This window comes from Streptosporangium sp. NPDC002524 (genome assembly GCF_040295985.1).
Classification (GTDB): Bacteria; Actinomycetota; Actinomycetes; order Streptosporangiales; family Streptosporangiaceae; genus Streptosporangium.
In genome coordinates this window covers 276,009-299,610 of the sequence record NZ_JBEOWK010000013.1, presented here as the reverse complement: position 1 = coordinate 299,610, position 23,602 = coordinate 276,009, and the positions used below count along the sequence as shown (strand labels likewise).

Annotated in this window: 25 protein-coding genes; 9 read left to right on the top strand and 16 right to left on the bottom strand. The window is 70.9% G+C overall.

Annotation, left to right across the window (positions count from 1 at the left end; translation table 11 throughout):
• Positions 1-60: 60 nt before the first annotated feature.
• Both rox and ABT053_RS23830 read right to left on the bottom strand, forming a co-directional pair.
• Positions 61-1,593: a rifampin monooxygenase gene (gene rox, locus ABT053_RS23835; RefSeq protein ID WP_350971413.1), complete on the bottom strand. Its 1,533-nt coding sequence runs from the start codon at positions 1,591-1,593 to the stop codon at positions 61-63.
• 165 nt (positions 1,594-1,758) lie between these two features.
• Positions 1,759-1,926 carry a hypothetical protein gene (locus ABT053_RS23830; RefSeq protein ID WP_350971411.1) on the bottom strand — a complete coding sequence of 56 codons (168 nt, stop codon included), beginning with the start codon at positions 1,924-1,926 and terminating at the stop codon, positions 1,759-1,761.
• Between the two features lie 34 nt (positions 1,927-1,960).
• Between ABT053_RS23830 and ABT053_RS23825 the strand changes: the two genes are divergently transcribed.
• A complete protein-coding gene (locus ABT053_RS23825; protein ID WP_350971410.1) occupies positions 1,961-2,404 on the top strand; it encodes a VOC family protein in 444 nt (147 codons plus the stop codon).
• Positions 2,405-2,650: 246 nt separating this feature from the next.
• Here ABT053_RS23825 and ABT053_RS23820 read toward each other — a convergent pair whose 3' ends face one another.
• The 3 genes from ABT053_RS23820 to ABT053_RS23815 form a co-directional block, all read right to left on the bottom strand.
• Complete coding sequence (locus ABT053_RS23820; RefSeq protein ID WP_350971408.1) at positions 2,651-3,313, bottom strand: class I SAM-dependent methyltransferase; 663 nt, start codon at positions 3,311-3,313, stop codon at positions 2,651-2,653.
• Between the two features lie 14 nt (positions 3,314-3,327).
• Positions 3,328-3,672 carry a LuxR C-terminal-related transcriptional regulator gene (locus tag ABT053_RS43495; RefSeq protein WP_502991842.1) on the bottom strand — a complete coding sequence of 115 codons (345 nt, stop codon included), beginning with the start codon at positions 3,670-3,672 and terminating at the stop codon, positions 3,328-3,330.
• Between the two features lie 174 nt (positions 3,673-3,846).
• A complete protein-coding gene (locus ABT053_RS23815; RefSeq protein ID WP_350971406.1) occupies positions 3,847-4,452 on the bottom strand; it encodes a TetR family transcriptional regulator in 606 nt (201 codons plus the stop codon).
• Positions 4,453-4,539: 87 nt separating this feature from the next.
• On the opposite strand from ABT053_RS23815, the gene ABT053_RS23810 reads away from it, so the two are divergent.
• The 5 genes from ABT053_RS23810 to ABT053_RS23790 all read left to right on the top strand — a co-directional run bounded on the left by ABT053_RS23810 (position 4,540) and on the right by ABT053_RS23790 (position 8,182).
• Positions 4,540-5,253: a type 1 glutamine amidotransferase domain-containing protein gene (locus tag ABT053_RS23810; protein ID WP_350971404.1), complete on the top strand. Its 714-nt coding sequence runs from the start codon at positions 4,540-4,542 to the stop codon at positions 5,251-5,253.
• A gap of 138 nt (positions 5,254-5,391) precedes the next feature.
• Complete coding sequence (locus ABT053_RS23805; protein ID WP_350971403.1) at positions 5,392-5,685, top strand: hypothetical protein; 294 nt, start codon at positions 5,392-5,394, stop codon at positions 5,683-5,685.
• 169 nt (positions 5,686-5,854) lie between these two features.
• Entirely contained in the window at positions 5,855-6,292 is a 438-nt protein-coding gene (locus ABT053_RS23800) for a helix-turn-helix domain-containing protein (protein ID WP_350971402.1), read from the top strand.
• Positions 6,293-6,438: 146 nt separating this feature from the next.
• Positions 6,439-7,467, top strand: a complete 1,029-nt coding sequence (locus ABT053_RS23795; protein ID WP_350971401.1) for a zinc-binding dehydrogenase — start codon at positions 6,439-6,441, stop codon at positions 7,465-7,467.
• A 292-nt stretch (positions 7,468-7,759) separates the two neighbouring features.
• Positions 7,760-8,182 (top strand): transposase family protein, encoded by a 423-nt coding sequence (locus tag ABT053_RS23790; RefSeq protein ID WP_350971400.1) that lies wholly within the window; start codon positions 7,760-7,762, stop codon positions 8,180-8,182.
• Here ABT053_RS23790 and ABT053_RS23785 read toward each other — a convergent pair.
• On the bottom strand, positions 8,131-8,706 hold the full coding sequence (locus tag ABT053_RS23785; protein WP_350971399.1) for a TetR/AcrR family transcriptional regulator: 576 nt from the start codon (positions 8,704-8,706) through the stop codon (positions 8,131-8,133). The two genes, ABT053_RS23790 and ABT053_RS23785, sit on opposite strands and share 52 nt — an antisense overlap.
• A gap of 95 nt (positions 8,707-8,801) precedes the next feature.
• Here ABT053_RS23785 and ABT053_RS23780 point away from each other — a divergent pair, with 95 nt between their 5' ends.
• Positions 8,802-9,767, top strand: coding sequence for an alpha/beta hydrolase (locus ABT053_RS23780; protein ID WP_350971397.1), 966 nt, complete (start codon positions 8,802-8,804; stop codon positions 9,765-9,767).
• A 21-nt stretch (positions 9,768-9,788) separates the two neighbouring features.
• Positions 9,789-11,096, top strand: coding sequence for an SDR family NAD(P)-dependent oxidoreductase (locus ABT053_RS23775; protein ID WP_350971396.1), 1,308 nt, complete (start codon positions 9,789-9,791; stop codon positions 11,094-11,096).
• Between the two features lie 405 nt (positions 11,097-11,501).
• Here the strand turns inward: ABT053_RS23775 and ABT053_RS23770 are convergent, their stop codons facing one another.
• From ABT053_RS23770 to ABT053_RS23755, 4 genes are all read right to left on the bottom strand, one after another.
• Positions 11,502-12,218, bottom strand: coding sequence for an SDR family oxidoreductase (locus ABT053_RS23770; RefSeq protein WP_350971395.1), 717 nt, complete (start codon positions 12,216-12,218; stop codon positions 11,502-11,504).
• Positions 12,219-12,604: 386 nt separating this feature from the next.
• A complete protein-coding gene (locus ABT053_RS23765) occupies positions 12,605-13,774 on the bottom strand; it encodes an NAD-dependent formate dehydrogenase (RefSeq protein WP_350971394.1) in 1,170 nt (389 codons plus the stop codon).
• Positions 13,775-13,871: 97 nt separating this feature from the next.
• Complete coding sequence (locus tag ABT053_RS23760; RefSeq protein WP_502991837.1) at positions 13,872-14,798, bottom strand: LysR family transcriptional regulator; 927 nt, start codon at positions 14,796-14,798, stop codon at positions 13,872-13,874.
• 296 nt (positions 14,799-15,094) lie between these two features.
• The gene (locus tag ABT053_RS23755) at positions 15,095-16,774 is read right to left on the bottom strand and encodes a sensor histidine kinase (RefSeq protein WP_350971390.1); all 1,680 of its coding nucleotides are present in this window, start codon (positions 16,772-16,774) and stop codon (positions 15,095-15,097) included.
• Positions 16,775-17,311: 537 nt separating this feature from the next.
• On the opposite strand from ABT053_RS23755, the gene ABT053_RS43490 reads away from it, so the two are divergent.
• A complete protein-coding gene (locus ABT053_RS43490) occupies positions 17,312-17,746 on the top strand; it encodes a response regulator (protein WP_502991841.1) in 435 nt (144 codons plus the stop codon).
• 40 nt (positions 17,747-17,786) lie between these two features.
• Here ABT053_RS43490 and ABT053_RS23745 read toward each other — a convergent pair whose 3' ends face one another.
• The 6 genes from ABT053_RS23745 to ABT053_RS23720 all read right to left on the bottom strand — a co-directional run bounded on the left by ABT053_RS23745 (position 17,787) and on the right by ABT053_RS23720 (position 23,511).
• Positions 17,787-19,286: a cation:proton antiporter gene (locus tag ABT053_RS23745; RefSeq protein ID WP_350971386.1), complete on the bottom strand. Its 1,500-nt coding sequence runs from the start codon at positions 19,284-19,286 to the stop codon at positions 17,787-17,789.
• 125 nt (positions 19,287-19,411) lie between these two features.
• A complete protein-coding gene (locus ABT053_RS23740; RefSeq protein ID WP_350971384.1) occupies positions 19,412-20,635 on the bottom strand; it encodes an MFS transporter in 1,224 nt (407 codons plus the stop codon).
• A gap of 70 nt (positions 20,636-20,705) precedes the next feature.
• Positions 20,706-21,155, bottom strand: coding sequence for a hypothetical protein (locus tag ABT053_RS23735; protein ID WP_350971382.1), 450 nt, complete (start codon positions 21,153-21,155; stop codon positions 20,706-20,708).
• Entirely contained in the window at positions 21,152-22,042 is an 891-nt protein-coding gene (gene hisG, locus ABT053_RS23730; protein WP_350971381.1) for an ATP phosphoribosyltransferase, read from the bottom strand. The genes ABT053_RS23735 and hisG overlap by 4 nt, the downstream gene beginning before the upstream one ends.
• Positions 22,043-22,127: 85 nt before the next feature.
• Complete coding sequence (locus tag ABT053_RS23725; RefSeq protein WP_350971380.1) at positions 22,128-22,832, bottom strand: SDR family NAD(P)-dependent oxidoreductase; 705 nt, start codon at positions 22,830-22,832, stop codon at positions 22,128-22,130.
• Positions 22,819-23,511 carry a phosphoribosylaminoimidazolesuccinocarboxamide synthase gene (locus ABT053_RS23720; protein WP_350971378.1) on the bottom strand — a complete coding sequence of 231 codons (693 nt, stop codon included), beginning with the start codon at positions 23,509-23,511 and terminating at the stop codon, positions 22,819-22,821. The genes ABT053_RS23725 and ABT053_RS23720 overlap by 14 nt, the downstream gene beginning before the upstream one ends.
• Positions 23,512-23,602: the final 91 nt, after the last annotated feature.

The window sequence follows — 23,602 nt, the reverse complement described above, 5'->3', positions numbered from 1 at the left end:
CGAGCAGGCCGCGCGCTTCCCCGCCCGTCCGGCCCGGACCGGACGGGCGGGCGGGCGGAATCAGCCGGCGGGCTCGCCGAACCAGCGGGAGAGGTGGTCGTCCAGGTCCCGCTGGTCGTCGCCGATCCAGGCGACGTGACCGTCGGGGCGTACCAGGACGCACGGGACGTCCAGGTCCGCGGTGGGATCCGCGAGGTGGTCGACCCGGTCCGACCAGCCGCCGGCGGTCAGGCGTCCGGTGCGGTCCAGCAGCAGGCCGCGGCCGCGATGCAGCAGGCCGTAGAGGTTGCCCTGTCTCACGCCGACGTCGCGCAGGCGGCGGCCGAGCAGGTCGGGGCCCTCGCCGAAGTCGTAGCGGACGCCGATCGCGGTGATCTTCTCGATCAGATGGCGGTTCACCTCCTCGAAGTCCATCAGTTCGGTGAGCAGCCTGCGCACGGCCCGCGGGCCCGGCTCGGGGGACAGCAGTTCCGTCTGGGCGCGGGTGTTGTCCAGCACGTCCTGGGCGACCGGATGACGTTCGGCATGGTAGGTGTCGAGCAGTGTCTCCGGCGCCCAGCCGCGGACCTGCGCGGCCAGTTTCCAGCCGAGGTTGAAAGCGTCCTGAACGCCCAGGTTGAGGCCCTGTCCGCCGATGGGCGGATGGATGTGGGCCGCGTCGCCGGCCAGCAGCACCCGCCCGACCCGATAGCGTTCGGCCAGCCGGGTGGCGTTTCCGAAGCGGGACAACCAGCGCGGGGAGTGCACGCCGAAATCGGTCCCGGCGATGGCGCGCAGCCGTTGTCTGAAATTCTCGAGGGTGGGCGGTTCCGCGCGGTCGCCGACTCCCCCGGCGGGAACCACGACGCTGTAGACGTCCTCGCCGAAGGGCCGGAGCCAGAACGGCTGATGGATCTCGCGGATCTCGGCCACCCTGGCGGCGATCTCCTCCCCCGGTACGGCCGCTCTCATCTCGCCCATGAGCGTGTCGGCCTGTGAGGGCTCGCCGGGGAAGCCGACGCCGAGCAGTTTGCGCACCGTGCTGCGCGCGCCGTCACAGCCGACGAGGTAGCGCGAGCGCAGCCGTTCGCCGTCGGACAGCTCGACGGTCACGCCCTCGTCGTCCTGCTCGAAACCGGCGACCGCGCGACCGCGCCGGACCCGCGCGCCCAGTTCGAGTGCATGTTCTTCGAGCAGGCGAACGATGACCGGCTGCGGGATGCCCAGCAGATAGGCGTACGCGGAATCCAGGCCCTCGGGCGCGGGTTTGGGGATGGCGGCGAAGAAGCCGCCGGCCGGACGCCGCCTCCCGTGCGGGAGGACGCGCTCCAGCAGTCCGCGCATCGCCATCAGCTCGAGACTGCGAACGTGCAGGCCGACGATGCGGACGAACGACGCGGGCTCGGTCTCCCTCTCCAGGACGAGGACCCGCACATCGTGCAGCCGCAGTTCGGCGGCGAGCGTCGCGCCGGCCGGCCCGCACCCGGCGATGATCACATCGAAGGCGGGGGGCACGCGATCGGCGCCGGAGGCCGGAGACCGGAGAGGTCCGGGGACGTCACGCCCGGCCGTGTCGTTCGACGGCGGCTCGGGGGTGAACTGCTGAGAGTGCATGGGTGTTGCCTTTCGGGAGTGCCTTGTTGGCGAGGCGCTCCCGGCGACACCTACGTCAGTCGCCCGACCGTGACGGCGAGGGGGAGCACCCACATCGATACAGCGTTCATGGGTCTCACCTCCTCGGGCGGTGTCACGTTCGCCCGTAAGCTACAAGCCCGGCCGTCACACCGTCCAGTCCTTTTCCAGCCACATGATCACGACTCCGGAAGGGCGCGCGATCGCCGGGCGAATCCGGCGCGGCGGCCCGGCCTCCGGCCGGTCACGGTCGAGGGTCTTGCCCTCCCCCGAGACGGCCGGATCAGGGAACGACGCGGTGTCCGATTCGTTCAAGACGGCCTTCTCGCTGCTCGGACATACTGGCGGCATGGAGCAGAAAGTGCATTTCATCACTTTGTCGACGCCTGATCTCGACGCCGCCCGCGCGTTCTACCGCGGAGGCCTGGGCTGGACGCCGCTTCTGGACGTGCCGGGGGAGATCATCTTCTTCCAGGTGGCCCCCGGGATGGTCCTGGGGCTGTTCGACGCGGAGAAGTTCGTCGCGGACATGCACGGCACGACGGCCGACGGCAAGCTGGGGGGTCTCACCCTGTCGACCAACGTGCCGACACCCGCCGACGTCGACACCACCGTACGACGCGCCGTCGAAGCGGGCGGCACGCTGGTGAAGCCTCCCCAGACCGCGGCCTTCGGCGGCTACCACGGCCATGTCGCCGACCCCAACGGGGTGATCTGGGAGATCTGCCACAACCCCGGCTGGCGGCTCGACGACACCGGCCGGGTCCACCTCGGCCTGGTGGAGACGGAATAGCCACAAGGCGGGAGCCCCGAGCCCTCCGTCGCACGCACCCGTCCCCGTCAGGACGTGCGGCCCGTCGCGGGGCCGGGCGCGAGGCCACGGGGCATGACGAGCATCGGAACGAAAAGTCCCGTTAGCAGAGCAGCGTTGAGCGGCCTACCCTGACTTTCCGTTCGGATGCGTCTCACGAGAGCGTTTTCGCAGGTCACGATTTGCGGGTAAGCCAGTGGGGGTCGGCCGCCCACTGAGGCGATCACGTCAGTTTCGGTGGAACGCCCTTACCGCCAGCACCGACGGGACGGGGTGCTCGCGTGGCTCGGAGAGCCGATCGATGCTCAGTCCCGCGTCGATGAACGCGTTGATCAGGTCGGGCAGCGGCACGTGGCTCATTCCGACCCGGTCTCGGACCCCGCCTTCGCGCCACCACGGCGAGCGCTTGTGCCGGCCCTTGAGCCGGTAGGTGGGGTGGATGACCACCGCTCCGTCCATGCGGAGCTCAATGTGCGGACCGTTGAAACAGGGATGCACCCCGTAGAACAGCAGCAGCCCGCCAGGAAGCAGCACTCGGGCCGCCTCCTTGATCAGCCCGGCGAAGTCTCCGATATCGGTGGAGACCCAGAGCGCGGTGACGGTGCCGAAGGTGTCCGCGGCGAACGGGAGCGTGGTCGCGTCGCCCTGGAGGAGCGGGGCGCCGTCCCTGCGGCGGGCGAGACGCAATTGGTCGGCCGAGCGGTCGAGGCCCACGACGGTTCGACCAGTGGATCGGATGGCGTCGAGGTAGAGGCCGGTGCCGCAGCCGACGTCCAGACACAGGCCTTCACCAGGGCCCAGGAGATCGGCTATGTCAGCGATGTCGGCGGTGGCACCGGGCCCGATGTAGTCGTCGTACCACTCGGCTTGGCCGTCATATCTCGCGGTCATGATTCATTCAAACATCAAGTCCGCACGGCTACTGACATCATCTCCGCGCGCAACAGCTGTGATGCGCGACTTGGGTGGAGTGAGTCCACACGACGCACGGCGACCTCGCCGGCCCTGGACTGTGGCCGGTGGGAGGTCTCCGTAGCGTCACTGCACCGAGCAAGCACGCGACACGCCCCCGTCACGTTCTCCACGTACGTCTTCACCGTGGACTCGCCAAGCACGAGCCGCTGGGCGGTCCGAGTGTTGTTCGAACTGCTGGCGACCAAGCGCAGGATCTCGGTTTCCCGGGCGGTCGGGCACGCGAGGTCGGTGTCGCGCGGGGCCGTAAGCCGGTGGCGTGTCGAATACGTCTCCACCAGGCGCCGGGTGACGGCGGGGCTGATCAGCACGTCGCCGACGGCTGCCGCGAACACGGCAGCGGCGATGCCGGTCGAGGGCCGGCGGTGAGGACGCCGCCGTAGAGTTCGGCGCGTTCGCGCATCCCGATGACGCCGCGCGACGGGCTGCGGTGTCGCCAGCCCCGTAGCGGGCTACTCGTCCGCGAGGGCGGAGCGGACGGCGGCGATGAACTCGTCGCTGATCGGGTCGCCCTCGGTGGCTCGGGACAGCGCGAGCACGCCCATGAGCATCGAAAGCCGGGCAAGTGAACGTGCCCGGTGTCCGGGTGTCCCATCGTTGTCGAGCGCCTCGACGCCATCCGCGAAGGCGCGCACACCGGCGACGAATGACGCGCGGGCTTGGCTGTCGGCGTCGGTGCGGACGATGTCGCCGCTGAGGGAAGCCAGCGGGCAGCCGTTGGCGACATCGGAGCGGTGCGGGTCCGACAGGTAGAAGTCGACGAACGCCTGCTCGGGATCTTCGGCGGTGCGGGCGAACTCGTGCAGCCCGTGGACCTGCTCCGCGAAGGCGTGCGCGCAGGCGATCGCGGCCAGCTCCTCCTTGGAGGAGAAGTGGCGGTAGAAGCCGCCGTGGGTCATGCCGGTGGTCGCCATCAGCTCCGGAATGCTCACGTTGTCGACCCCGCGCTCGCGGAACAGCTGCGATGCGGCCGCGATCAGCTGCTCACGGTGCTCCTGAGCCTGCGCCTTCGTGGCCCGTCCCATGTCGCGCTCCTCAAAATAGATGACGCCGTTCATCTTACCCCTTGCGCAGGTCGCGCTGGATAGCTTATAGTCATCATCTATCGGAGGTCAGCGAGCCTCCTCCCACACGGAAGGCATGACATGATCAAGGTTCTGCTCGTCGTCTCCGGCTCGGACCACTGGACCCTCAATGACGGTTCCAAGCACCCCACGGGATTCTGGGCGGCGGAGTTCATCCACCCGCACCAGGTGTTCAGCGCGGCCGGCTACGACATCACGATCGCCACCCCAGGTGGCGTCGCCCCGACCGTGGACGAGGTCAGCCTGCGTCCCGACCTGAACGCCGGGCAGGCCGACGTTGACGCGCAGCGCCAGTACCTGACCGACCTCGGCGAGACGCTGACCAAGCCGGCGCGGCTGGAGGATGTCGACCCGGCTGACTACGACGCCGTGTATGTCTCCGGCGGTCACGGCCCGATGGAGGACCTGGCCGACAACGCGGTGATCGGAAAGATCTTCGCGGCACTGTACCCGGACAAGAACAAGGTCGTCGCGGCTGACTGCCACGGTGTCGGCGCCCTGCTGCCGGCCCGCGACGCCGACGGGACCTGGCCGTTCGCCGACGTCAAGATGACCGGCTTCACCGACGAGGAAGAGACGCTGTTCGGGTTCGGCGACAAGGCCCCGTGGTTGCTTGAGTCCCGGCTGCGGGAGAACGGTGCCGATTTCAACGGTGGGGCGGCCTTCGCGCCCACGGTCGTGATCGACGGCAACGTGATCACCGGCCAGAACCCGGCCTCGGCTCAGCCGTCGGCCGAGGCGGTCGTCGAGTACCTCGCCGCCCACACCGCCTGATTCGCGGAAGCGACCACTGTGTCCGCCACAGGTGCGTCGCGGCGGACGCGATGGTCCGCGAACTCTTCACGAGCTTCCCCCCGCAGGACGGACACCTCGTCCGAGTCGACCTTGTGTCGGCCGGGAAGGAAGAGATCCGTGCCCGCACCTCACTCGCCCGAGTTTCGTGAGCGCGCCGTCGCGTTGGCTCGACTCGGTGACAAACCGATCGTCACCCTGGCGAAAGAGCTGGGAATCAGCCGCTCCTGCCCGCGAAATCGGCCGGCCCAGTCCGACGCCGATGAGGAAGGCGGAACATCGGGCCGGCTGACGACGGCCGAGAAAACCGAACTCGCCGAGCTGCGACGTGAGAACAAGCAGCCGGCGCCGGAAAATGAGATCCTCAAACGCGCGGCTGCTTGTTTCGCGCGTGAGAACGTTCTCCAAAAATAGCGTACTCGCTGGTCCGTGAACTCGCCGATGACGATATCCCTATCGCGGTGGCCCGCCGAGTGCTGAAGGCATCGCGCTCTGGATACCACGACTGGCTCGGTCGGCCCGCGCCCGCAAGGGAGCAAGCGAATGCCGAAACGGCGAAACGGCGAAACGGCGAAATGAAGAAATGGCGAAAATCATCCGCGAAATCCACGCCGAGTCCCGCGGTAGCTACGGCTCGCCGCGCGTGCATGCGGAGCTGACACTCGGTCTGGGCCTGGCAGTGAACCGCAAACGTGTTGAGCGGCTCATGCGCCGCGCCAGCGACGGAGCTGGTCGTCAACGCGCTTTCCATGGCCGTCACCCGCCGCGCTCCGGACGGTGGATCGACAATCCCGAATTCCGATCACGGCTGTCAGTACACGTCCTGGGCATTCGGGCAACGACTCCGGAAGGCCGGGTTTCTGGGCTCCATGGAGACGGTCGGCGATTGCTTCGACAACGCGATGAGGGAATCGTTCTGGGGACAATTCAACTCGAACTACTCGACACCAAGAAAAGGGTAACAAGAGCAGAACTCGCCAACGCGGTGTTTGAATGGATCGAGTGCTGGTACAACCCCTAGGGGCGGCATTCCAGCATCGGAACGCTCAGCCCGAACGAGTACGAGCGGCGTCACCAGCCGCCAGCCCCGGAAGCCTGATGGCACACCGCCGGTGTCCCGGCTACGGGGGAACCTCACTTACCGTCAAAACTCTGAAGGAACACATAATGACCGTCGCCGCGCAAAAGACCTACCGAGCGATCCACGTCGCTCCCTCCGGTGACCTCGAACTCACCGAACGCCCGCTGCTCGACCCACCCGCCGGGCACGTGCGGCTGCGGGTCGAGGCGTGCGGGATCTGCAACACCGATGCCCGCCCGGTCCACCCCCATCCCGAAACCGAACCGGGCATCGTGCCCGGCCACGAGGTGGTCGGGGTCATCGACGCGATCGGGCCCGAGGTCTCCGGTGGCTGGAGGGCCGGCCAGCGGGTTGGCGTCGGGTTCCTGGCCGGCCACTGCGGGTACTGTGCCGCGTGCGGGCACGGCGACTTCGTGCGCTGCCAGAACCAGGTGCAGACGGGGATCGGTGTCGACGGCGGCTACGCCGAGTACATGACGGCGCGGCAGAACGCGCTCGTCGCCATCCCGGACGAGTTCACCTCGGTCGAGGCGGCCCCGCTGTTGTGCGCCGGCCTCACCACATACAACGGGATCCTGCGGGCCGCCCCCCGCCCCGGCTCGACTGTGGCAATCCAGGGCATCGGCGGTCTCGGACACCTCGGCATCCAGTACGCCCGCAAGATGGGCATGAACACCGTCGCCATCGCCCGCGGCACGGCCAAGGAGCAGGTCGCCCGCGAGCTCGGCGCGGATCACTACATCGACGCCGCCGACCCCGACGCCGCCGTCGCCGCGCTCCAAGCCCTCGGCGGCGTCGACCTCATCGTCGCCACCGCCGCTTCCGGCGCCGCCTCCTCGGCGCTGATCGCGGCGTTGGCCACCAACGGCAAGCTCGTGATCGTCGGCGCCTCGGCCGACCCCATCACCGTGTCGACCGGCGATCTCATCGGACGCGGCATCCAGGTGCTCGGTTCCCTCACCGGGCGCCCCGTCGAGAACGAGGAGAACCTCGCCTTCGCACTGCGTGAGGGCGTGCGCCCGGTCATCGAGCAGACATCGCTGAGCGAGGCACCGGCCGCGTTCGCCCGCATGCAGTCCGGCCAGGCCCGGTTCCGCATGGTCCTCGTACCCTGACCTCAGCTCGTCCGCGACATCTCACGACCGGAGCAGGCGGTGAGGTGATCTCAGCGACTTTCATTTCAGGTAGCCGTGTTTGAAATGGGGGAGAACGAGCGCGGCTTTGACGATGTCGCCGATTCTGCCGGGGCCGGCGGTGATGTGCTGGGATGTGCTGGAGGGTGCGCCGGCGGAGGGTGAGCAGGGCGAAGCCGCGTTCACCCAGGCAGCGCAGGGCGGGGACCGTACAAACAACGGCTCTGTCTCTCTCTCGGTGGTGACGGAGCGCCCTGACGCGTCACGGTGAGTCATGCGTGATGTCGATGAGCTTGTGAGTGTGGTGTTCGCGGGGTTATCGCCGCTGGTCGTGGAGAACGTGGCGGACGAGCGCGAGCGGATTCGGGTACGGGCGCGAACCCCGGACGGCCCTGTCGCCCGCCCTGGCTGCGGTGCCGAGACCGCACGCGTGCACGGCCATCACGAGCGGAACGTGGCCGATGTCCCGGTCGACGCACGCCGCGTGTTCGTGGCGATGCGGACCCGCCGCCTGACATGCCCGACGCGAGGCTGCCGTCAAAAGCGTCCGGGACGAGAGAATCGTCAGCCTGGTGATCATCTTCACCCGGCCGGCCGACTACTGAAGGGCAGCCGCAGACGCGGGAGCGGGCAGGCTCGAATCGTTCAGGAGCGCGGGGTATCGCTGATCAGGTCGGTTACGACCTGTGCGATGTAGCAGCGGCGGGCCGCCGCCGACGGGGGTTTGCCGGCCGAGGCCGCCTCGGGGCTGGTGCTCGCCCACATGGCGGCGGTGTGCAGGATGGCGGTCAGCAGCACGTCGGCCGGGTAGCGGCTGCTGACGCGCCCCTCCCGCTGGGTCTGGGCGATCTGGCTGACCTTGCGCTTGGTCACTGCGACTGCGGCCTCACTCGGCGGCTGGTCGCCTCGCTCCAGCCGCTGCCAGGTCACGAGCCGCAGGATGTCCGGATGGCGCTCGTAGCCGTCGGCCAGCTTCACGGCGTAGCCAGGCAGGTCATCGGGGTCCAGCGGAGCCTCCCGCAGCACCTCCTCGACGATACCGGCGAACACCGCGTCGAACAGGCCCTCCTTGTTGGTGAAGTAGTGGTAGATCTGCGCCTTGTTGCTGCCCGCCTCGGCGGCGATGCGGTCGACCCGGGCCCCGGCGATACCGTGTGCGGCGAACTCGGCCCGGGCCGCGGCCAGCAGCCGGGCCCGCGTCGCATCCGCATCCCGAACCATGCCCGAGAGTGTATCAACTAACTAGACGGTTGACAGCGTGGGCCAAGGGACGTAGCGTTCCGGTAATCAACCAACTAGTTAGAAAGTAATCGGGTATGGCCGTCATGTCACCACACGACCAGCCCGCGCCGCGCGCCGCCGCGATGCGGGCCCAGCTGTTCCAACGGACGTTTCCGCTTCTCCGCCCTCTGCTGCTGGCCTCACCGCAGCTGCAGTTCGCGACAAAGCCGATCGCCAAGCCGACCACGCTCGACGTGCCCACCCGCCACGGCCGTGTGCGGACCCTCGTCTACGCCCCGACCGAGGACGACATCGCCGCGCAGCGGGCCGCCGGGCAGCGCCCTCCGGTGCACCTGATCACTCACGGCGGCGCGTTCATCCTTCGCTCGCCGAAGCAGGAGGACAACGTTGCTCGTTACCTGGCCAGCGAGGTCGGCTGCTACGTGCTGGTTCCCGACTTCGACACGGCACCGCAGGTCCGGTTCCCGGTCCAGGAAGAGGAGTGCTACGACGTCTTCCGCTGGATTCACGAACAGGCCGCGCGGCACCCGTGGGACGGCGACCGGATCTCGGTCGGCGGGGCCAGCTCTGGCGGCAAGCTGGCGCTCAACGTCGCGCTGATGGCCATCGATGACGGCTACCACCGGCCGGTCGCGGTCTCCAGCGAGTTCGGGGTGGCCAACGTGTCGCTGCCCGATTCGACGCGAACCTCGAGCAAGCCGCGGCCGGTCGTCGGCCCCGGCCTCATGACCCTGGTGCGTCAGACCTACTTCCACGGGGTCGACCTGCAGTCCCCGCTTGCCTCGCCGGCGCTGCATCCACGCCGGGCCGAGCTACCACCCATCCTCATCGAGACGGCCGAGTTCGACACGCTCAAGCACGAGTCCAACTCCCTCGCTCTCGACCTGATCGCCCGGGGCGTGGCCGTGACTCACCGCGAGTTCGCCGGGGTCGACCACGGCTTCACCCACGTCAAGCCCGTCGAGACCGCCCGCGCGGCCGTCGCGCTCATCGGCAAGCACCTCGCATCGGCCTACGCCGCAGCGATCGAGACCACGTAACGACCGGCAGGAGTCCGCAACATGAGCAGCAAACCCGACACCACCACCGTCTGGCTGGTCACCGGCAGTTCCCGGGGCCTGGGCCGCGAGATCGTCGAGGCCGCCTTGGAGCGCGGCGACTCCGTCGTCGCCACCGCCCGCCATCCGGAATCGCTGGCCGACCTGACAGCGAGGTACGCCACGACGTTGCGGACGGCCACCCACGACGTGAAGGTCCGCGCCCACGCCGACGCCGCGGTCGCGCTGGCCCACGACGCGTTCGGCGGACTCGACGTGGTGGTCAACAACGCCGGATACGCCAACCTCGAAGCCATCGAGGACGCCGACGAGGACTCGTTCCGCGATCAGATCGAGACCGTTTACTTCGGCACCGTGCACACCACCCGCGCTGCCCTGCCGGCCCTCCGCCAACGCGCCGCCGGCGACCGCACGCCGCACATCATCAACGTCAGCAGCGTCGGCGGCCGACTCGCCTCACCCGGTCTCGGCGCGTATCAGTCGGCGAAGTGGGCCACCGGCGGATTCACCGAGGTCCTCGCCCAGGAAATCGCTTCACTGGGCATCAAGGTGACCGCCATCGAGCCCGGCGGCATGGACACCGACTGGGCCCGCTCCTCGATGACCATCCCGCCGGTGTCGGCGCCCTACCAGGCCACCGTCAGCGCGGTGGCGACGCAGCTCGGGGTGATGCGCCCACTCGGCGACCCAGGCAAGGTTGCCCGGGTCGTCCTGCAACTGGCCGACATGGATGAGGCCCCGGTGCGGCTGCTGCTGGGTAGCGAGGCGTATGCCTACGCCACCGGCTACGCCCAGAACCTGCAGGCCGGCGACGCCCGGTGGCTACCGCTGACCCGCTCCACCGACCGCGACGACGCCACCGACACCGACCGCGACCCGCTCGGCGCGCTCGCGAGCAACCCCGAGAGCATCGTCCGCCGGTTCATCGACGAAGTCATCAACGGCGGCAACCACGACGTGCTCGGCGAACTCTGGTCCGACGACCTAGAGTGGCACGGCGGCAGCCTCGGCGACATCCACGGACTCGCCGCCTACAAAGCGTTCGCCGCCGCCAACAGCACCGGCGCGTTCAGCGGCATGCACCTCGACATCAAAGAAGTCATCACCGCCGGCAACAAGGTGGTGGTCCGCTTCACCAACAGCGGCACCCAGATCGGCGAGTTCATGGGGACACCGGCCAGCGGCAAGCACGCCGAGTGGCTCGGCATCGGCGTCTACACCGTGCAGAACGGCAAGATCACCGAAGGATGGTTCGGCGAAGACATCCTCGGGATGCTCATACAGCTCGGCGTCCGCACTTTGCCGGGCTGAGGCCGACCGGTTGTGCTGCCACCGGCACGCAGTCGCCCCACCTCCGGATGTGATGCCCAGAGATACCGTGCCGACAGGAAGAGGAATCACTCCACCTCCGCCTGGGACGGAGCCCCCGAGAACCGGCCGTACGCGGCCACCTCGCCATCACCTAAGAACTCGACTGGCATAGCCGCTGAAAGTAGGGCAGTCCCGGCGGCCAGGGCGAGCAGAAGATCAAACAGTTGGCCGGGGCAGCTGCTTCGTTTCGATGCTCGTCATGCCCCGCCACGGGCCGGAGCCGTTCACCCCTGCTCGTGAGGGCCCGGGCCGTTCCCCCTGTTCGTGACGGTCGCCACCGTCCTGGCACGCACCCCGGCACGCATCCCGTGTGGCCGGTGTCATCGCCGTGGTGGGCGGCGGCGCTCAGGTCAGCGGCTCCCCGCCGTCGACGCGTAGCGTCACACCGGTGAGGAACGGGCTGGTCATGGCGTACAGGACCGCGTCGGCGATGTCCTGTACGGTTCCGATGCGACGGGCCGGGTTGCGGGCGCGGAGATCGTCGAAGTAGGCGCGCTTGCCCTCGTCCCCGAAGGAGTCCCAGATGCCGGTGTCGACCACGCCCGGCGAGATCGCGTTGACCCTGATCGGTCCCAGTTCGAGCGCCAGGGACCTGGTGAGGAAGTCGACCGCTCCGTTGGTGGCCGCCACGCCGAGGTAGCCGACGACGGGCTTGAAGGCCGCGACGCCGGAGAAGAGCACGAAGGAGCCGCCGTCTGCGATGTGCGGCGCGAAGTGCTTGGCGAGGATGACCGGCCCGATGACCTTGGTGTCGAAGGAGCGCCGCAGGGAGTCGCGGTCGAGATCGGCCAGGAGCCCCCGGGCGCGTGCCGAGGCGGTCGAGACGACGTGATCCACCGGCCCGAGCCGCTCGGCGAGGGCCTCGATGGTCGCGTCGTCGTTGAGGTCGACGGTCTCGGCCGTGACCCCCGGATCGTCGTAGGCGGATCGCAACGCCGCCCGGTCGCGTCCCGCGACCACGACACGGGCTCCCTGCGCACGCGCGGTCAACGTGACGGCATGGGCGATCCCGCTGCCCCGGCCGACGACGAGGACGGTGCGGTCGTGCAACGACAGTGCCATCCCTGCTCCTCCCCGATCCTTCGGCCCTACCCTCCTTTCGACTCTAACTTTCCCGTTCTCCCAGGTCAGAGAGGGGGCCCGGCATGAAGTGGCGCGATCCGCGCCCCGGGCCTCGCACCCAACCCGCCGGACAGCGCCGCGCACCGCCGGTAACCGAGCCCTGAAGATCACATCCGTGCCGGAAGGAAAGCCCCGGAACGACCCTCCCTCGTACATGATCACGAGCATCCCGGAAGCCGGGCGGCGGGGACGTCGCCCCTTCGTGATCATGTACGAGGAACGGGGTGGGAAGCCTCTGCCCGCGCGAGGTGATCGGCGCCGGGCTTCCCGGTGCGGGTGGAGATTCTCAGGTGCGGGGGGAGGTTCTCAGGTGCGGGTGGAGGTTCTCAGGCGCGGGTGGAGTAGGAGTGGGCTCCGGTGCCGGCCAGGCGGCGGTCGTGGACGATCAGGTACTCGTCGCGGATGGGCTTGTCGTCCAGCCAGGCTTCGAGGATCTCGCGGGTGCCGGCGGCGTAGCGGGCCTGGGCCGAGAGGGAGGAGCCGGAGATGTGCGGGGTCATGCCGTGGTGGGGCATGGTGCGCCAGGGGTGCTCGGGGCCTGCGGGCTGGGGGAACCACACGTCACCGGCGTATCCGGCGAGCTGCCCGCTCTCCAGGGCGCGCACGACGGCGTCGCGGTCACAGATCTTGGCGCGGGCGGTGTTGATCAGGTAGGCGCCGCGTTTCATGGTGGCGATGAGCTTGTCGTCGAAGAGGTTCTCGGTCTCGGGGTGCAGCGGGGCGTTGATGGTCACCACGTCGCAGGCGGGGACCATGTCGGCGGCGGTGGGGTGGAAGGTGAGGTTGAGCTGCCGCTCGATCTCGCGCGGCAGGCGGTGGCGGTCGGTGTAGTGCAGGTGTACGTCGAACGGTGCCAGGCGGCGCAGGACGGCCAGGCCGATCCTGCCGGCCGCGACGGTGCCGACGTGCATGCCCTCCAGGTCGTAGGAGCGGCTCACGCAGTCGGCGATGTTCCATCCCCCCTCCAGCACCCGGCGGTGGGCGGGCAGGTAGTCGCGTACCAGCGACAGGGTCATCATGACGACGTGCTCGGCCACGCTGATGCTGTTGCAGTACGTGACCTCGGCGACGGTGACCCCGTGGGCGATGGCGGCCTCGAGGTCGACGTGGTCGGAGCCGATGCCCGCGGTGATCGCGAGCTTGAGCCTGGGGGCGCGGGCGATGCGCTCGGCGGTCAGGTACGCGGGCCAGAAGGGCTGGGAGATCACCACGTCGGCGTCGGCGAGCTCGCGGTCGAAGACCGAGTTCCCGGCGCCGTCGGCGTCCTTGTCGGAGGTCACGACCAGCGTGTGCCCGCGCTCCTCCAGGAAGCGGCGCAGGCCGAGCTCGCCGGAGACGCTGCCCAGCAGGTGCCCGGGGGTGAAGTCGACGGCCCCGGGGGTGGGCAGGGACTGGCCGCCGGGATAGTACTCCAGCGCGGGGAGGTCGTCGCGGGCGTAGGAGGAGGGGTAGCCGTCGATGGGGTCGTCGTAGAGCACGCACAGGACTTTCGCCATGGCCGTCGCCTTTCGTCCGAGGGGCCGGTGCGTTCACCTTCGGCGGGCGGTGAAGTGATCGTCAAAGCGCGAAGCCCTATGGGCCGATAGCCGGCGCCTATCGGCCCAGGTGGTCGCGGAGCATCCGGTCGAAGGTGTCGCGCAGGTCGAGGTCTCGGGTGACCTCCAGCAGGGCGCGGGCCAGTACCGGCTCGGGGGTGCGGTCGGCCATCACCAGCCCGACGCGCGGCGCCTGGAGGGGGCGTTCCATGCCCACCACCCGCATGCCGTCCGGGACGCCGAACATGTGCAGCCAGGCGTGGGCGATGACGCTGGACCAGCGGTGCGTGGCGACGTGGGCGAACAGGGCCGAGACGGTGTCGGTCTCGACGGCGGGGACCGCGACGGCGCCGGAGGCGGCGAAGACGGCGTCCAGGATCCGCCGGTTGCGCATCCGCGGGCTGAGCAGGCACAGCGGGAGCGCGGCGACCTCCGCCCAGCGCGCCACGTCCCGGCCGGCGAGCTCGCCGTCGTCGGGGGTGAGCAGCAGGTAGCGCTCCTCGTACAGCGGCCTGGCGTGCGTGCCGCCCAGGTCCGCCTCGTCGAGGTAGGTCAGCGCCACGTCGATCTCGAACTCCGCCAGCTGCCGGTCGATCTCGCGCGAGGACAGCGAGGTGAGGCTGACACGCACGTGCGGGTGGCGCTCGCAGAAGGGTCCGGTCAGCAGGGGCGCCGCGGCCAGCGCGGTGGGGATGGCGCCCAGGCGCAGGGTGCCCGACAGGCTCTGGCGCATCGTGGCCAGGTCGTGGCGCAGCGCCTGGCAGTCGGCCAGGATGCGGTGCGCCCAGGGCAGGACCCGCTCCCCCTCGGCCGTCAGGCCGTCGAACCGCTGCCCCCGCCGCACCAGCGGCACGCCCAGGTCGCGCTCCAGCCGGCGGATGCCCGCCGACAGCGACGGCTGGGAGACGTGGCACGCCGTGGCCGCGCGCGCGAAGTGCCGTTCCCTGGCCAGGGCCACCAGATACTCCAACTCTCGCAACAGCACGCCACAGGATGCCCCGCCACCGGGCCGCGCGTCCAGGCTCGCCGCCGGCCGGGTTCTCCGGCCGTCCCCGCCGGCGTCCGGCTGGAGGCCATGAGCCGGTTCCTCACCCGCGTCGGGTTCCTCACCCGCGTCGGGGAGGACCTGGTCCGCCCGGCCGAGCACCGGCGCCGGGTCTACGCCGCCCCCGGACGGGTGAGGACGGGTAGGCCACGCATGACCGCTCTCGTTCGCCCGGCGCCCGGCCCCTGGTAGGCCGCCGCGGGAAGTGCGTGCTCTCGGGCGGGGTGGACGTGCCGTCAGCCGGGCGGATTCGCCGGTGTCGTCCCGGCCGGAGTGGCGGGGAGGGTGAAGGTGATACGGGTCCCGGGCTCGGTGGCCGGGGGGTCGGGATCCAGGGGGCCGGTGGCCAGAGGGCCGGGGTCCAGGGGCTCGGCGTCGAGGGGGGCGGGGTCCAGGGCGATGACACCGCCGTGGAATTCGACGATCTTCTTGCACAGGGCCAGGCCGATGCCGTTGCCGGGGTAGGCCTGGCGGGTGTGCAGCCGCTGGAAGATGACGAAGACGCGTTCGGCGTACTGCGGTTCGATGCCGATCCCGTTGTCGGCGAGGGTGAAGCGCCACATCCCCTCCTCGCGCCGTACGGCCAGGTGGACGCGGCAGGGCCGGTCGGGAGAGCGGAACTTGATCGCGTTGCTCAGCAGGTTGTGCAGCAGCATGCCCAGCTGTGTCCTGTCGCCGGTAAGGGTGGGCAGCGGGTCGTGGGTGAGGTGGGCGCCGGATTCGGCGACGGCCAGGCTCAGGGCCTCCGCGGTGTCGGCGAACACGGCCTCCAGGTCGACGCTGGTGTGCTCGTGGTCCAGGCGGCCCACCCGGGAGAACTCCAGCAGGTCGCTGATGAGGGTTTGCATCCGTGACGCGCCGTCGACGGCGAAGCCGATGTACTGCCGGGCCTGGTCGTCGAGGCTGCCGCCGTAACGGCGCTCCAGCAACTGGCAGAAGGCGGTGACCTTCCGCAGCGGTTCCTGGAGGTCGTGGGAGGCCACGTAGGCGAACTGCTCCAGCTCGGTGTTGGAGCGGCGCAGCTCGGCGGCCTGCTCGTCCAGGCGGGTGCGCGCCTGTTCGGAGTGGGTGAGCTCCTCGGCCAGCCTGCGGCGCATCGCCTCCACGTCCTGGCCCAGGGCGCGCAGATCGGCCGGTCCGCTGCCGACGATGGGATGGGAGAAGTCGCCTCCGGCCACGTCGCGCGCGTCGGCCGAGAGCCTTTCCAGCGGGCCGGTGACGGCGCGGCGCAGGGCGACGGAGACCAGGAGGGCCAGCGCCACGACCAGCAGGGCGATCGCGCCGAAGACCCCGTTGCGCAGCGAGGTCGCCGCCCTCAGCGCCTCCCGGTTGTCGTCGCGGGAGATCTGCAGGTGCCGCTGCTGGGCGGTCAGCGCCCGCCGGAGTTCGTCGAAGGCGGCCTTGCCCGCCCTGGCGCCCTCCTCGGTGGTCACGACCGGCTGTCCGGCGGGGGTGGCGGCGACCTCGGCGGCGAAACCCCGCTGCCAGGCGCGGGCCCGCTCCCGTACGAGCAGCAGGTCGTCCTCGGAGGTCCGGTCCCCCGCCAGGGCCCGCAACTGCCGTTCGGCCTGCCGCTGCTGGACCAGGCCCAGTCGGTAGGGCTCCAGGAACACCCGGTTGCTGACGACGCCGTAGCCGCGAATGCCGGTCTCCTGGTTGACCAGCGCGGTCTCCAGCCGGATGGCGGCGGTCAGGGCGGGCGAGCTGTGGTCCACCAGGTGGTCGCTGAGCGTGGTCATCCGGTTCAGCACCAGCGCGCCGGTCACGGCCAGCAACGCCAGCACGAGCAACGACGACGCCATCCCGATCCGCAGCCACTGCCGCGTCGTCCGGCGCGCCCACCGGGCCGGGGCCGCCGGTCGCGCCGGCCCGCCCGCCTGCGGTGGCGGCTGCGCGGATCGTGCGGTGGTGCTCACGTACGGCTCCTTCGACGAGACGGCCACAACGGGCCCCACCGGCGGGATGCGAGCCGGCCGGTCCGCCCACCCCGGGCGACGGTGTGTCGGATCCTACTGCCCGCTCGACAACACATGTTGTCCACGGTCGGGGAGGTGCGTAAGGTGGGCGGCATGGCGCGGAACAGTTTCCCGACCGGCCTCACCGAACGACAACTCGACGATCTCGCGGAGGAAGCCGTCGCCCGCCTCGCCGACGACCTGGCGGAACGCGTCTTCGCCTCGCCTCCTCCCGGAACCGGGGACCCGGCGGCGCGGGCGCCGCGTCCGGTGCCGGCGCTCAACCGGCTACGGATCCTGGCGCATCTCAGCCGCGCGATCGAGCGCCGCGCCCACCGCGAGGCCGCCGACGCCGTCCGGCTCGGTGCCGGCTATCCGCAGCTGGGCGAGGCCTGGTACATCACCCGGCAGGGAGCCCGCCGCCGCTGGCCGGGACTGGTCTTCGCGGCACACCCCTCTACCCGGCCCCTTCCCGGCGGCCATGACAGGAATCTCGGCGTGAACACCGACCCCCGCACCTACAGCGTCCTCCTGGTCGAAGACGACGACGCCGACGCCGCACTGATCGACGCCGCCCTGAACGAGCACGGCACGGCCCGTGACATCCACCACGTCCACGACGGCGTTGACGCGCTGCACTACCTGCGCGACCCCGGCACCCCGCGCCCCGACCTGATCGTCCTGGACCTCAACATGCCCCGCATGAACGGGCGGGAGCTGCTGGCCGTGCTCAAGGACGACGAGAACCTGCTGAGCATCCCCGTCGTGGTCCTGACCACCTCCTCGGCCCCCGGCGACGTCAGCGCCGCCTACCACCAGCACGCCAACGCCTACGTGACGAAGCCCATCAACCTCGACGACTTCCTCCAGGCCGTCCGCAGCATCGACGCCTTCTTCCTGGAGATAGCCGCGGCACCCCGCCGCCGCCCCTGACCCGAGGTGGCCGCCGGTTCCCGGCGGGTGTACGCACCCCTCAGGGAAGAGGACGGGCCTCGACGCGGTACGGACGCGACGTCACGTCCGCGGCGGTCACCTGCCCGTCCGGCTGGAACAGCCGCAGCAGCCGCAGCGCCGGCACGGTCATCACCGTGGTGAGCAACGCCATCATCACCAGGACGGTGAACGTCCCCGACGAGATCACCCCGATGCTCAGCCCCGTGCTCAGCACGACGATCTCCGTGATGCCCCGCGCGTTCATGAGCACCCCCAGCCCCACGGCGAGCCGTCCCGGCATGCCGCCGACCCAGGCGATCACCGCGGCGGTGCCGAGCTTGCCGAGTACCGCGGCCACCAGCAGGATCGCCCCGCCGACGAGCACCACCGGCTCGTCGAAGGCGAGGAACACGTTCGTCTGCAGGCCGATCGAGGCGAAGAACACCGGCAGCAGCAGGGACCGGTTGAGGGCGCCCAGCCGCCGTGGCACGGCGCCGAGCACGGGCGCGTCGCGGGGCAGCGCGATGCCCGCGAGCAGGGCGCCGAAGATGGCGTGGGCACCGGCGACGTCCGTCGCGGCCGACAGCGCGAAGATCAGCCCGAGGACGAGGACGAGCCCGGCGGGCGTGGGCAGCGTGACCGCCGAGTACCTGGCCGCCAGGGCCCGCAGGAGCGGGCGCAGCACGAAGATCACGGCCAGGACGATCGCGGCCGTCACCGCGATCGTCGTCAGGACGCCCGCGGCCGAGCGCGCGTGCGCGAGCGCGACGACGGCGGCCAGCGCGCACCAGGCGAGCACGTCGGCGACGCCCGCGCAGACGATCGCCAGGGTGCCCAGCCGGGTGCCCGCCAGCCCCGACTCCTGCAGGATGCGGGCCAGGACGGGGAACGCGGTGACGCTGAGCGCCGTACCGACGAACAGCACGAACGCGGCGCCGCCGCCGGAGGGACCGGCGAGACCGGCGGCGAACGGCAGGGCGGCGAGCACGCCCAGCGCGAACGGGACGGCGACCATGGCGAGGGAGGCGACCCCGATGACGGTGCGCTGGCGGCCGAGGGCGGCGGTGTCGAACTCGGCGCCCACGGTGAACATGAAGATCACCAGACCGGCCTGGGCGAGCAGGTCGAGCTGCGGGTGCGCCCACTCCGGCAGGATCAGGCCGGTCACCGCCGGCGCGACCGAGCCCAGCACGGACGGCCCCAGCAGCAGCCCGGCCGCGATCTCCCCCACCACCGCGGGCTGGCCGAGGCGGCGGGCCAGGCGTCCGCCGAGGGAGGCGAGGCCGCCGATGACGGCGACGGCGAGGAACAGGCGCAGGATGGGCTGGGCGGGGCCCGTCCCGGCCCCGGGCGGCGGCGCGGGCGCGGCGGGTGCCGGGCCGGAGCCGGTGACCATGACGAGCAGGAGCGACCCGGCGGCCACGACGATCAGCGCTCCCGCCAGCGCCAGCGCGCGGGCTGGGGCGGGCAGCAGGCGGCCTTCGGCCTCCTCCAGCGGGCTCTCGCCGCGCGCGTGCACGTCGGGTCGCACCTGTCGCACCTGTCGGTCCTCCGCGTTCTCGGCGTGCTCGGCGTTCTGGCGTTCTCCACGTACTCGGTGTTCTCGGTGTTCTCGGTGTACTGACGTTCTCGGGGTTCTGGCGTGCTCGGCGTGCGAGGGGTGGTTCAGGCGGCGTCCGGTGGGCGTCTCACGGCGCGGCCACCGGCCAGCAGCAGCGCGGCGACGGCGGCGACGAGCCCACCGGCGATGACCGGCACGAGCGCCGCGAAGCCGAAGGTGGCCGCGACCTCGCCGAACATCGGCGGGCCGAGCAGCGAGCCGAGGCTGCCCGCCTGGGCGACCAGGCCGCTGCCGACGTCGGCGTGGTCGAGCCGCTCCAGGATCAGGGGCAGGGCCGCGAAGACGAGGGCGGCCAGGAACCCGTTGGCGAGCGACAGCGTCCCGGCGCCCGCGAGCACGCCCGCGAGCGGGCCGCCGCCGTACACGAGCCAGGCGGCGGGCACGGCGAGCAGGCCGAGCAGCGCGAGGGCGCCGACCCGGGCGCCGCGGCGCAGCAGCATGCCGGCGAGCAGCCCGCCGGCCGCGCTGAGCAGCGAGATCACCGAGGTGCCCGCGCCCGCGCCGGCGGCCGAGTGCCCGTGCTGGTCGATGAGGAGCGTGGGGAGCAGCACGATCACCGGGATGGTCACCAGCGCGGTCAGGCAGAACGAGGCGGCCAGCACGCCCGGCCAGCGCAGCGCGCGCAGCCGGGGGACGGGCCCGGCGGCCACCCGCGGGCCGGCCCCCGAGCGGGGCAGCCGCAGCCGTACGGCCACCGCCATCAGGAGGGTGAGGCCGGCGAGCAGGCCGATCCAGCCGTGCCAGCCGAGGGCGTCCCCGGCCGCGCCGCCGACGAGCGTGCTGGCGAACAGGCCCACGGACACGAAGGTGGCCCAGATCGACAGGGCGGCGCTGCGGTCGCGTTCGTCGGCCAGGCGCAGGACGAGCACCGGCCCGGCGATGGTGACCAGCAGGTAGCCGAAACCCTCGACGAGGCGGGCGGCGAGCAGCCCGGCGAAGTCGCCGGCCAGGGCGCTCGCCGCGCTCGCCACGGCGATCAGGACGAGGCCGTACACCAGCGACCCCTGCGCGCCGAAGCGGCGCATCAGGTAGCCGCCGGGCAGGCCGAGGACGGCGCCGACGCCGACGACCGCCGAGATGATCCAGCCCAGCTGCGACAGCGACAGCGACAGCTGTTCGGTCACCGCCGGCCCGACGGGGGCGAACTTGCCCAGGCTCATGGCGGCGACGACGCCGCCGAGGTAGACGACGCCGATGGTCGCCCACCGCGAGCGCCGCCCGGCCTGTACGGGGTGCACGGGCGTGTCCGGGGCTGGCTCAGACTTCACGGTCTCTCCTTCGCACGATGTCACGGCGGCTCGATGATCGCTCAATGGTCATCGTGCCCTCACGTGCCGGTCAACCCGGCACGGCCCGGACGGCGACGAGGCGCGGGCCGGCGAAGGAGAAGCGGACGAGCGCGGGCTGCCGGTGCCGCGACGCGCGGCGGCCGTCGCGGACGTGGAGCCACAACCAGGCGGCGTCCTGGTCCAGGGCGATCGAGCCGCAGCGGGCCGACGGGTCGGCGGGAGCGGTGTAGCGGCTCAGCCAGGCGAGCAGCTCGGGCGGCAGGCCGACGAGGTCGACGTCCAGGATGCCGGCGCGTTCGTCCAGGTCGACCCCGAGGACGACGTCCACCTCCAGGTGGTGGAGGGCGGCGGGGGCGGCACCGGCGAGCCGCAGGTCGAGCGTCGCGGAGCCCGGCCGCCACCCGGCGCCGTCGGCGGGCAGCAGCCGGTCGTCCACGGGGTGGGCCGGGGTCGACAGGTTCGACGGTGTGGCCGGGGTCGCCGGGGTCGGCGGGGTCACGGCCGCACCGCGTTCGTGGCGAGGATGCCGATCCCGGTCTCGGTGACGTTGACGGCGCCGGCCGACAGCAGGACGTCGATCGTCTCCGGCACGTCCCGGCTGGACAGCACGCCCTGCAGGACGACCATGTTCTCGTCGGCCAGCTCCGCCCCGGCCCGCCACGACCGGCCCGGCATGGCCAGGGTGACCTCCGGCAGGCGGTCGGCGGGGGCGCGGACCGTGAGCAGCACGTTCGCCGGGCCGGTCCAGGCGCCGCGCAGCAGCCGGGCGACCTTCCGGATGACGGCGCTCCTCTCCTCGTCGGCGTACGCGGCGGGGTTGGCGATGAGCTGGGCGCCGCAGGTGCGGATCGTCTCGATGACGCGCAGGTTGTTCTGCTGGAGCGAGTGCCCGGTCTCCACGACGTCGACCATCACGTCGGCGAGCTCGGGGATCTTGGCCTCGGTGGCGCCGTAGGAGACGACCACCTCGGCGCGCCGTCCGGCGTCCTGGAAGAAGCGGCGGCCGATGTTGGGGTACTCGGTGGCCATGCGGACGCCGTCGGCGAGGTCGGCCACGCTGGTCGCCGGGTGGTCGGCGGGCACGGCGAGGACGAGCCGCCAGGGTTTCTCGGTGTTGCGGGAGTAGTCGAACGACTCGACCACCTCGACCTCGGCGCCGGTCTCCTCGACCCAGTCGGCGCCGGTGAGCCCCATGTCGAAGGAGCCGTCCTGGACGACGAGCGGGATCTCGCGCGGTTTGTAGAACGCGACCCGGGTGGTGCCCGCGTACTCGATGGTGCCTCGGTAGGAACGTTCGGAGGGCCGTCGCACGTCGAGGCCGGCGGCCGCGAAGAGTTCCAGGGCCCGCCGTTCCAGGGATCCCGTCGGCAGGGCGAGCGAGATCATGGTTCCTCCTTCGCGTGTCGGGTGTTTCGCGTGTCGGTCGGGCGTTTCGCGTGTCGGGTGTTTCGCGTGTCGGGTGTTTCGCGTGTCAGACGTGGAGCAGCCGGTCGATGCCGACGATCGGCGGCGTCGCCAGCTCGGCGGGGCGTACCTCGATCTCTCCGACGACGAGGTCGGTGGGCCAGGAGTCGACGATGGTGCCGACGCAGCGGGCGATCGAGCGCGTGCTCATCTTGTACGGGTCGTCGTCGCCGTCGAGGTTGGCGATGGCGCCGGGCGAGACGAGGCAGGCGCGCACGCCGTTGCGCCGCTCCTCCAGCAGCAATGTCTCGACCAGCGCCTTCAGCCCGGCCTTGGTGGCGCTGTAGGCGGCGCCGCCCTCGAAGTAGCGGGTGCCGGCGTGGCTGCCCATCGCGACGAAGACGCCGCGGCGGGCCCGCAGCGCCGGCAGCGCCGCCTGGAGGAGGTGGAAGCCGGCGCTGAGGTTGATCGCCACCAGGCGTTCCCAGTCGGCCTCGCGCAGGTCGGCGATCGGGTCCAGGACCCGGTCGACGGCGTTGGACACGCAGACGTCCAGGCGTCCCGCCTCGGCCAGGACGTCGGCGACGGCCCATCTGATCTCCGCGGGCCTGGACACGTCGCAGCGCCGTTCGCCGAGCCAGTCCGCGCCGGCGAGGGAGCGGTTCAGGGAGAAGACGCGGAACCCGCGCTCGCGCAGCTCCTCGGCGATGGCCCGGCCGCTGCCCCGGTTGGTGCCGGTGATCAGCGCCACCCTGCCGTCATCTGATGACATCGAGGATGCGACTCCACTGGTTGACGATCTCGTCGGCGTCGACGCCGTCGCGGAACAGGTCCTTGTCCAGCGGGGACCCGTCCTCGTGCCGCAGCCGCATGCAGTCCTGGGAGATCTCGGAGATGACGCTGAGGCCTCCCTCGGCGGTGACGCCGAAGATGAGGCACATGTCCCAGACGTCCACGGGGTGCAGCCAGGAGCGCAGCGTCTCGTTGACGGTCAGGGCGAGCTCGCGCATCTCCTCGACGGGCAGCCCGAGGGCGCGCAGGTAGTCCTCGCCGATCGGCTGGTCCTCCGGGTCGACCCGGTAGTCGAACTTCACGACCGGGCGCGGCAGCGGCGCGCCGTCCTCGAACAGGCCGGGGTACTTGCGCGTGGTCGAGCCGGTGGCCCGGTTCTTCACGATGACCTCGAAGGGCGGGGCCGGGCAGTAGTCGGCGAGGTAGGTGTCCGGGCCGACCCGTTCACGGAACGCGCACGCCACCCCGGCCTCCTCGATCCGGGCCGCGGCCTTTTCGTAGAAGGTCAGCCGCAACGGGCCGGTGCGTTCCACCATTTCGTCGCGCTGGTAGGTGAAACTGCGCAGGCTGGGGACTATCTGCACGAGGCACCGGCCGTCGGGCAGCCGCCACAGGCGCTTACTGCGCCCGACGATATCCGGTTGCACCGTTCTGGCCATTTCGGAGATCGGAATTCGCCGGCTCGATCCGTGGTCCACATCGCCTCCATATCGGAGTTCGGCTCGATCTACCACCTCGACCGTTGCAGTC

Excerpts from the sequence above, each read along its gene's own strand:
- rox (WP_350971413.1), bottom strand. The coding sequence starts at position 1,593 with ATGCACTCTCAGCAGTTCACCCCCGAGCCGCCGTCGAACGACACGGCC.
- ABT053_RS23825 (WP_350971410.1), top strand. The coding sequence starts at position 1,961 with ATGGAGCAGAAAGTGCATTTCATCACTTTGTCGACGCCTGATCTCGAC.
- ABT053_RS23820 (WP_350971408.1), bottom strand. The coding sequence starts at position 3,313 with ATGACCGCGAGATATGACGGCCAAGCCGAGTGGTACGACGACTACATC.
- ABT053_RS23815 (WP_350971406.1), bottom strand. The coding sequence starts at position 4,452 with ATGAACGGCGTCATCTATTTTGAGGAGCGCGACATGGGACGGGCCACG.
- ABT053_RS23810 (WP_350971404.1), top strand. The coding sequence starts at position 4,540 with ATGATCAAGGTTCTGCTCGTCGTCTCCGGCTCGGACCACTGGACCCTC.
- ABT053_RS23800 (WP_350971402.1), top strand. The coding sequence starts at position 5,855 with ATGGCGAAAATCATCCGCGAAATCCACGCCGAGTCCCGCGGTAGCTAC.
- ABT053_RS23795 (WP_350971401.1), top strand. The coding sequence starts at position 6,439 with ATGACCGTCGCCGCGCAAAAGACCTACCGAGCGATCCACGTCGCTCCC.
- ABT053_RS23790 (WP_350971400.1), top strand. The coding sequence starts at position 7,760 with ATGCGTGATGTCGATGAGCTTGTGAGTGTGGTGTTCGCGGGGTTATCG.
- ABT053_RS23785 (WP_350971399.1), bottom strand. The coding sequence starts at position 8,706 with ATGGTTCGGGATGCGGATGCGACGCGGGCCCGGCTGCTGGCCGCGGCC.
- ABT053_RS23780 (WP_350971397.1), top strand. The coding sequence starts at position 8,802 with ATGGCCGTCATGTCACCACACGACCAGCCCGCGCCGCGCGCCGCCGCG.
- ABT053_RS23775 (WP_350971396.1), top strand. The coding sequence starts at position 9,789 with ATGAGCAGCAAACCCGACACCACCACCGTCTGGCTGGTCACCGGCAGT.
- ABT053_RS23770 (WP_350971395.1), bottom strand. The coding sequence starts at position 12,218 with ATGGCACTGTCGTTGCACGACCGCACCGTCCTCGTCGTCGGCCGGGGC.
- ABT053_RS23765 (WP_350971394.1), bottom strand. The coding sequence starts at position 13,774 with ATGGCGAAAGTCCTGTGCGTGCTCTACGACGACCCCATCGACGGCTAC.
- hisG (WP_350971381.1), bottom strand. The coding sequence starts at position 22,042 with ATGATCTCGCTCGCCCTGCCGACGGGATCCCTGGAACGGCGGGCCCTG.
- ABT053_RS23725 (WP_350971380.1), bottom strand. The coding sequence starts at position 22,832 with ATGTCATCAGATGACGGCAGGGTGGCGCTGATCACCGGCACCAACCGG.
- ABT053_RS23720 (WP_350971378.1), bottom strand. The coding sequence starts at position 23,511 with ATGGCCAGAACGGTGCAACCGGATATCGTCGGGCGCAGTAAGCGCCTG.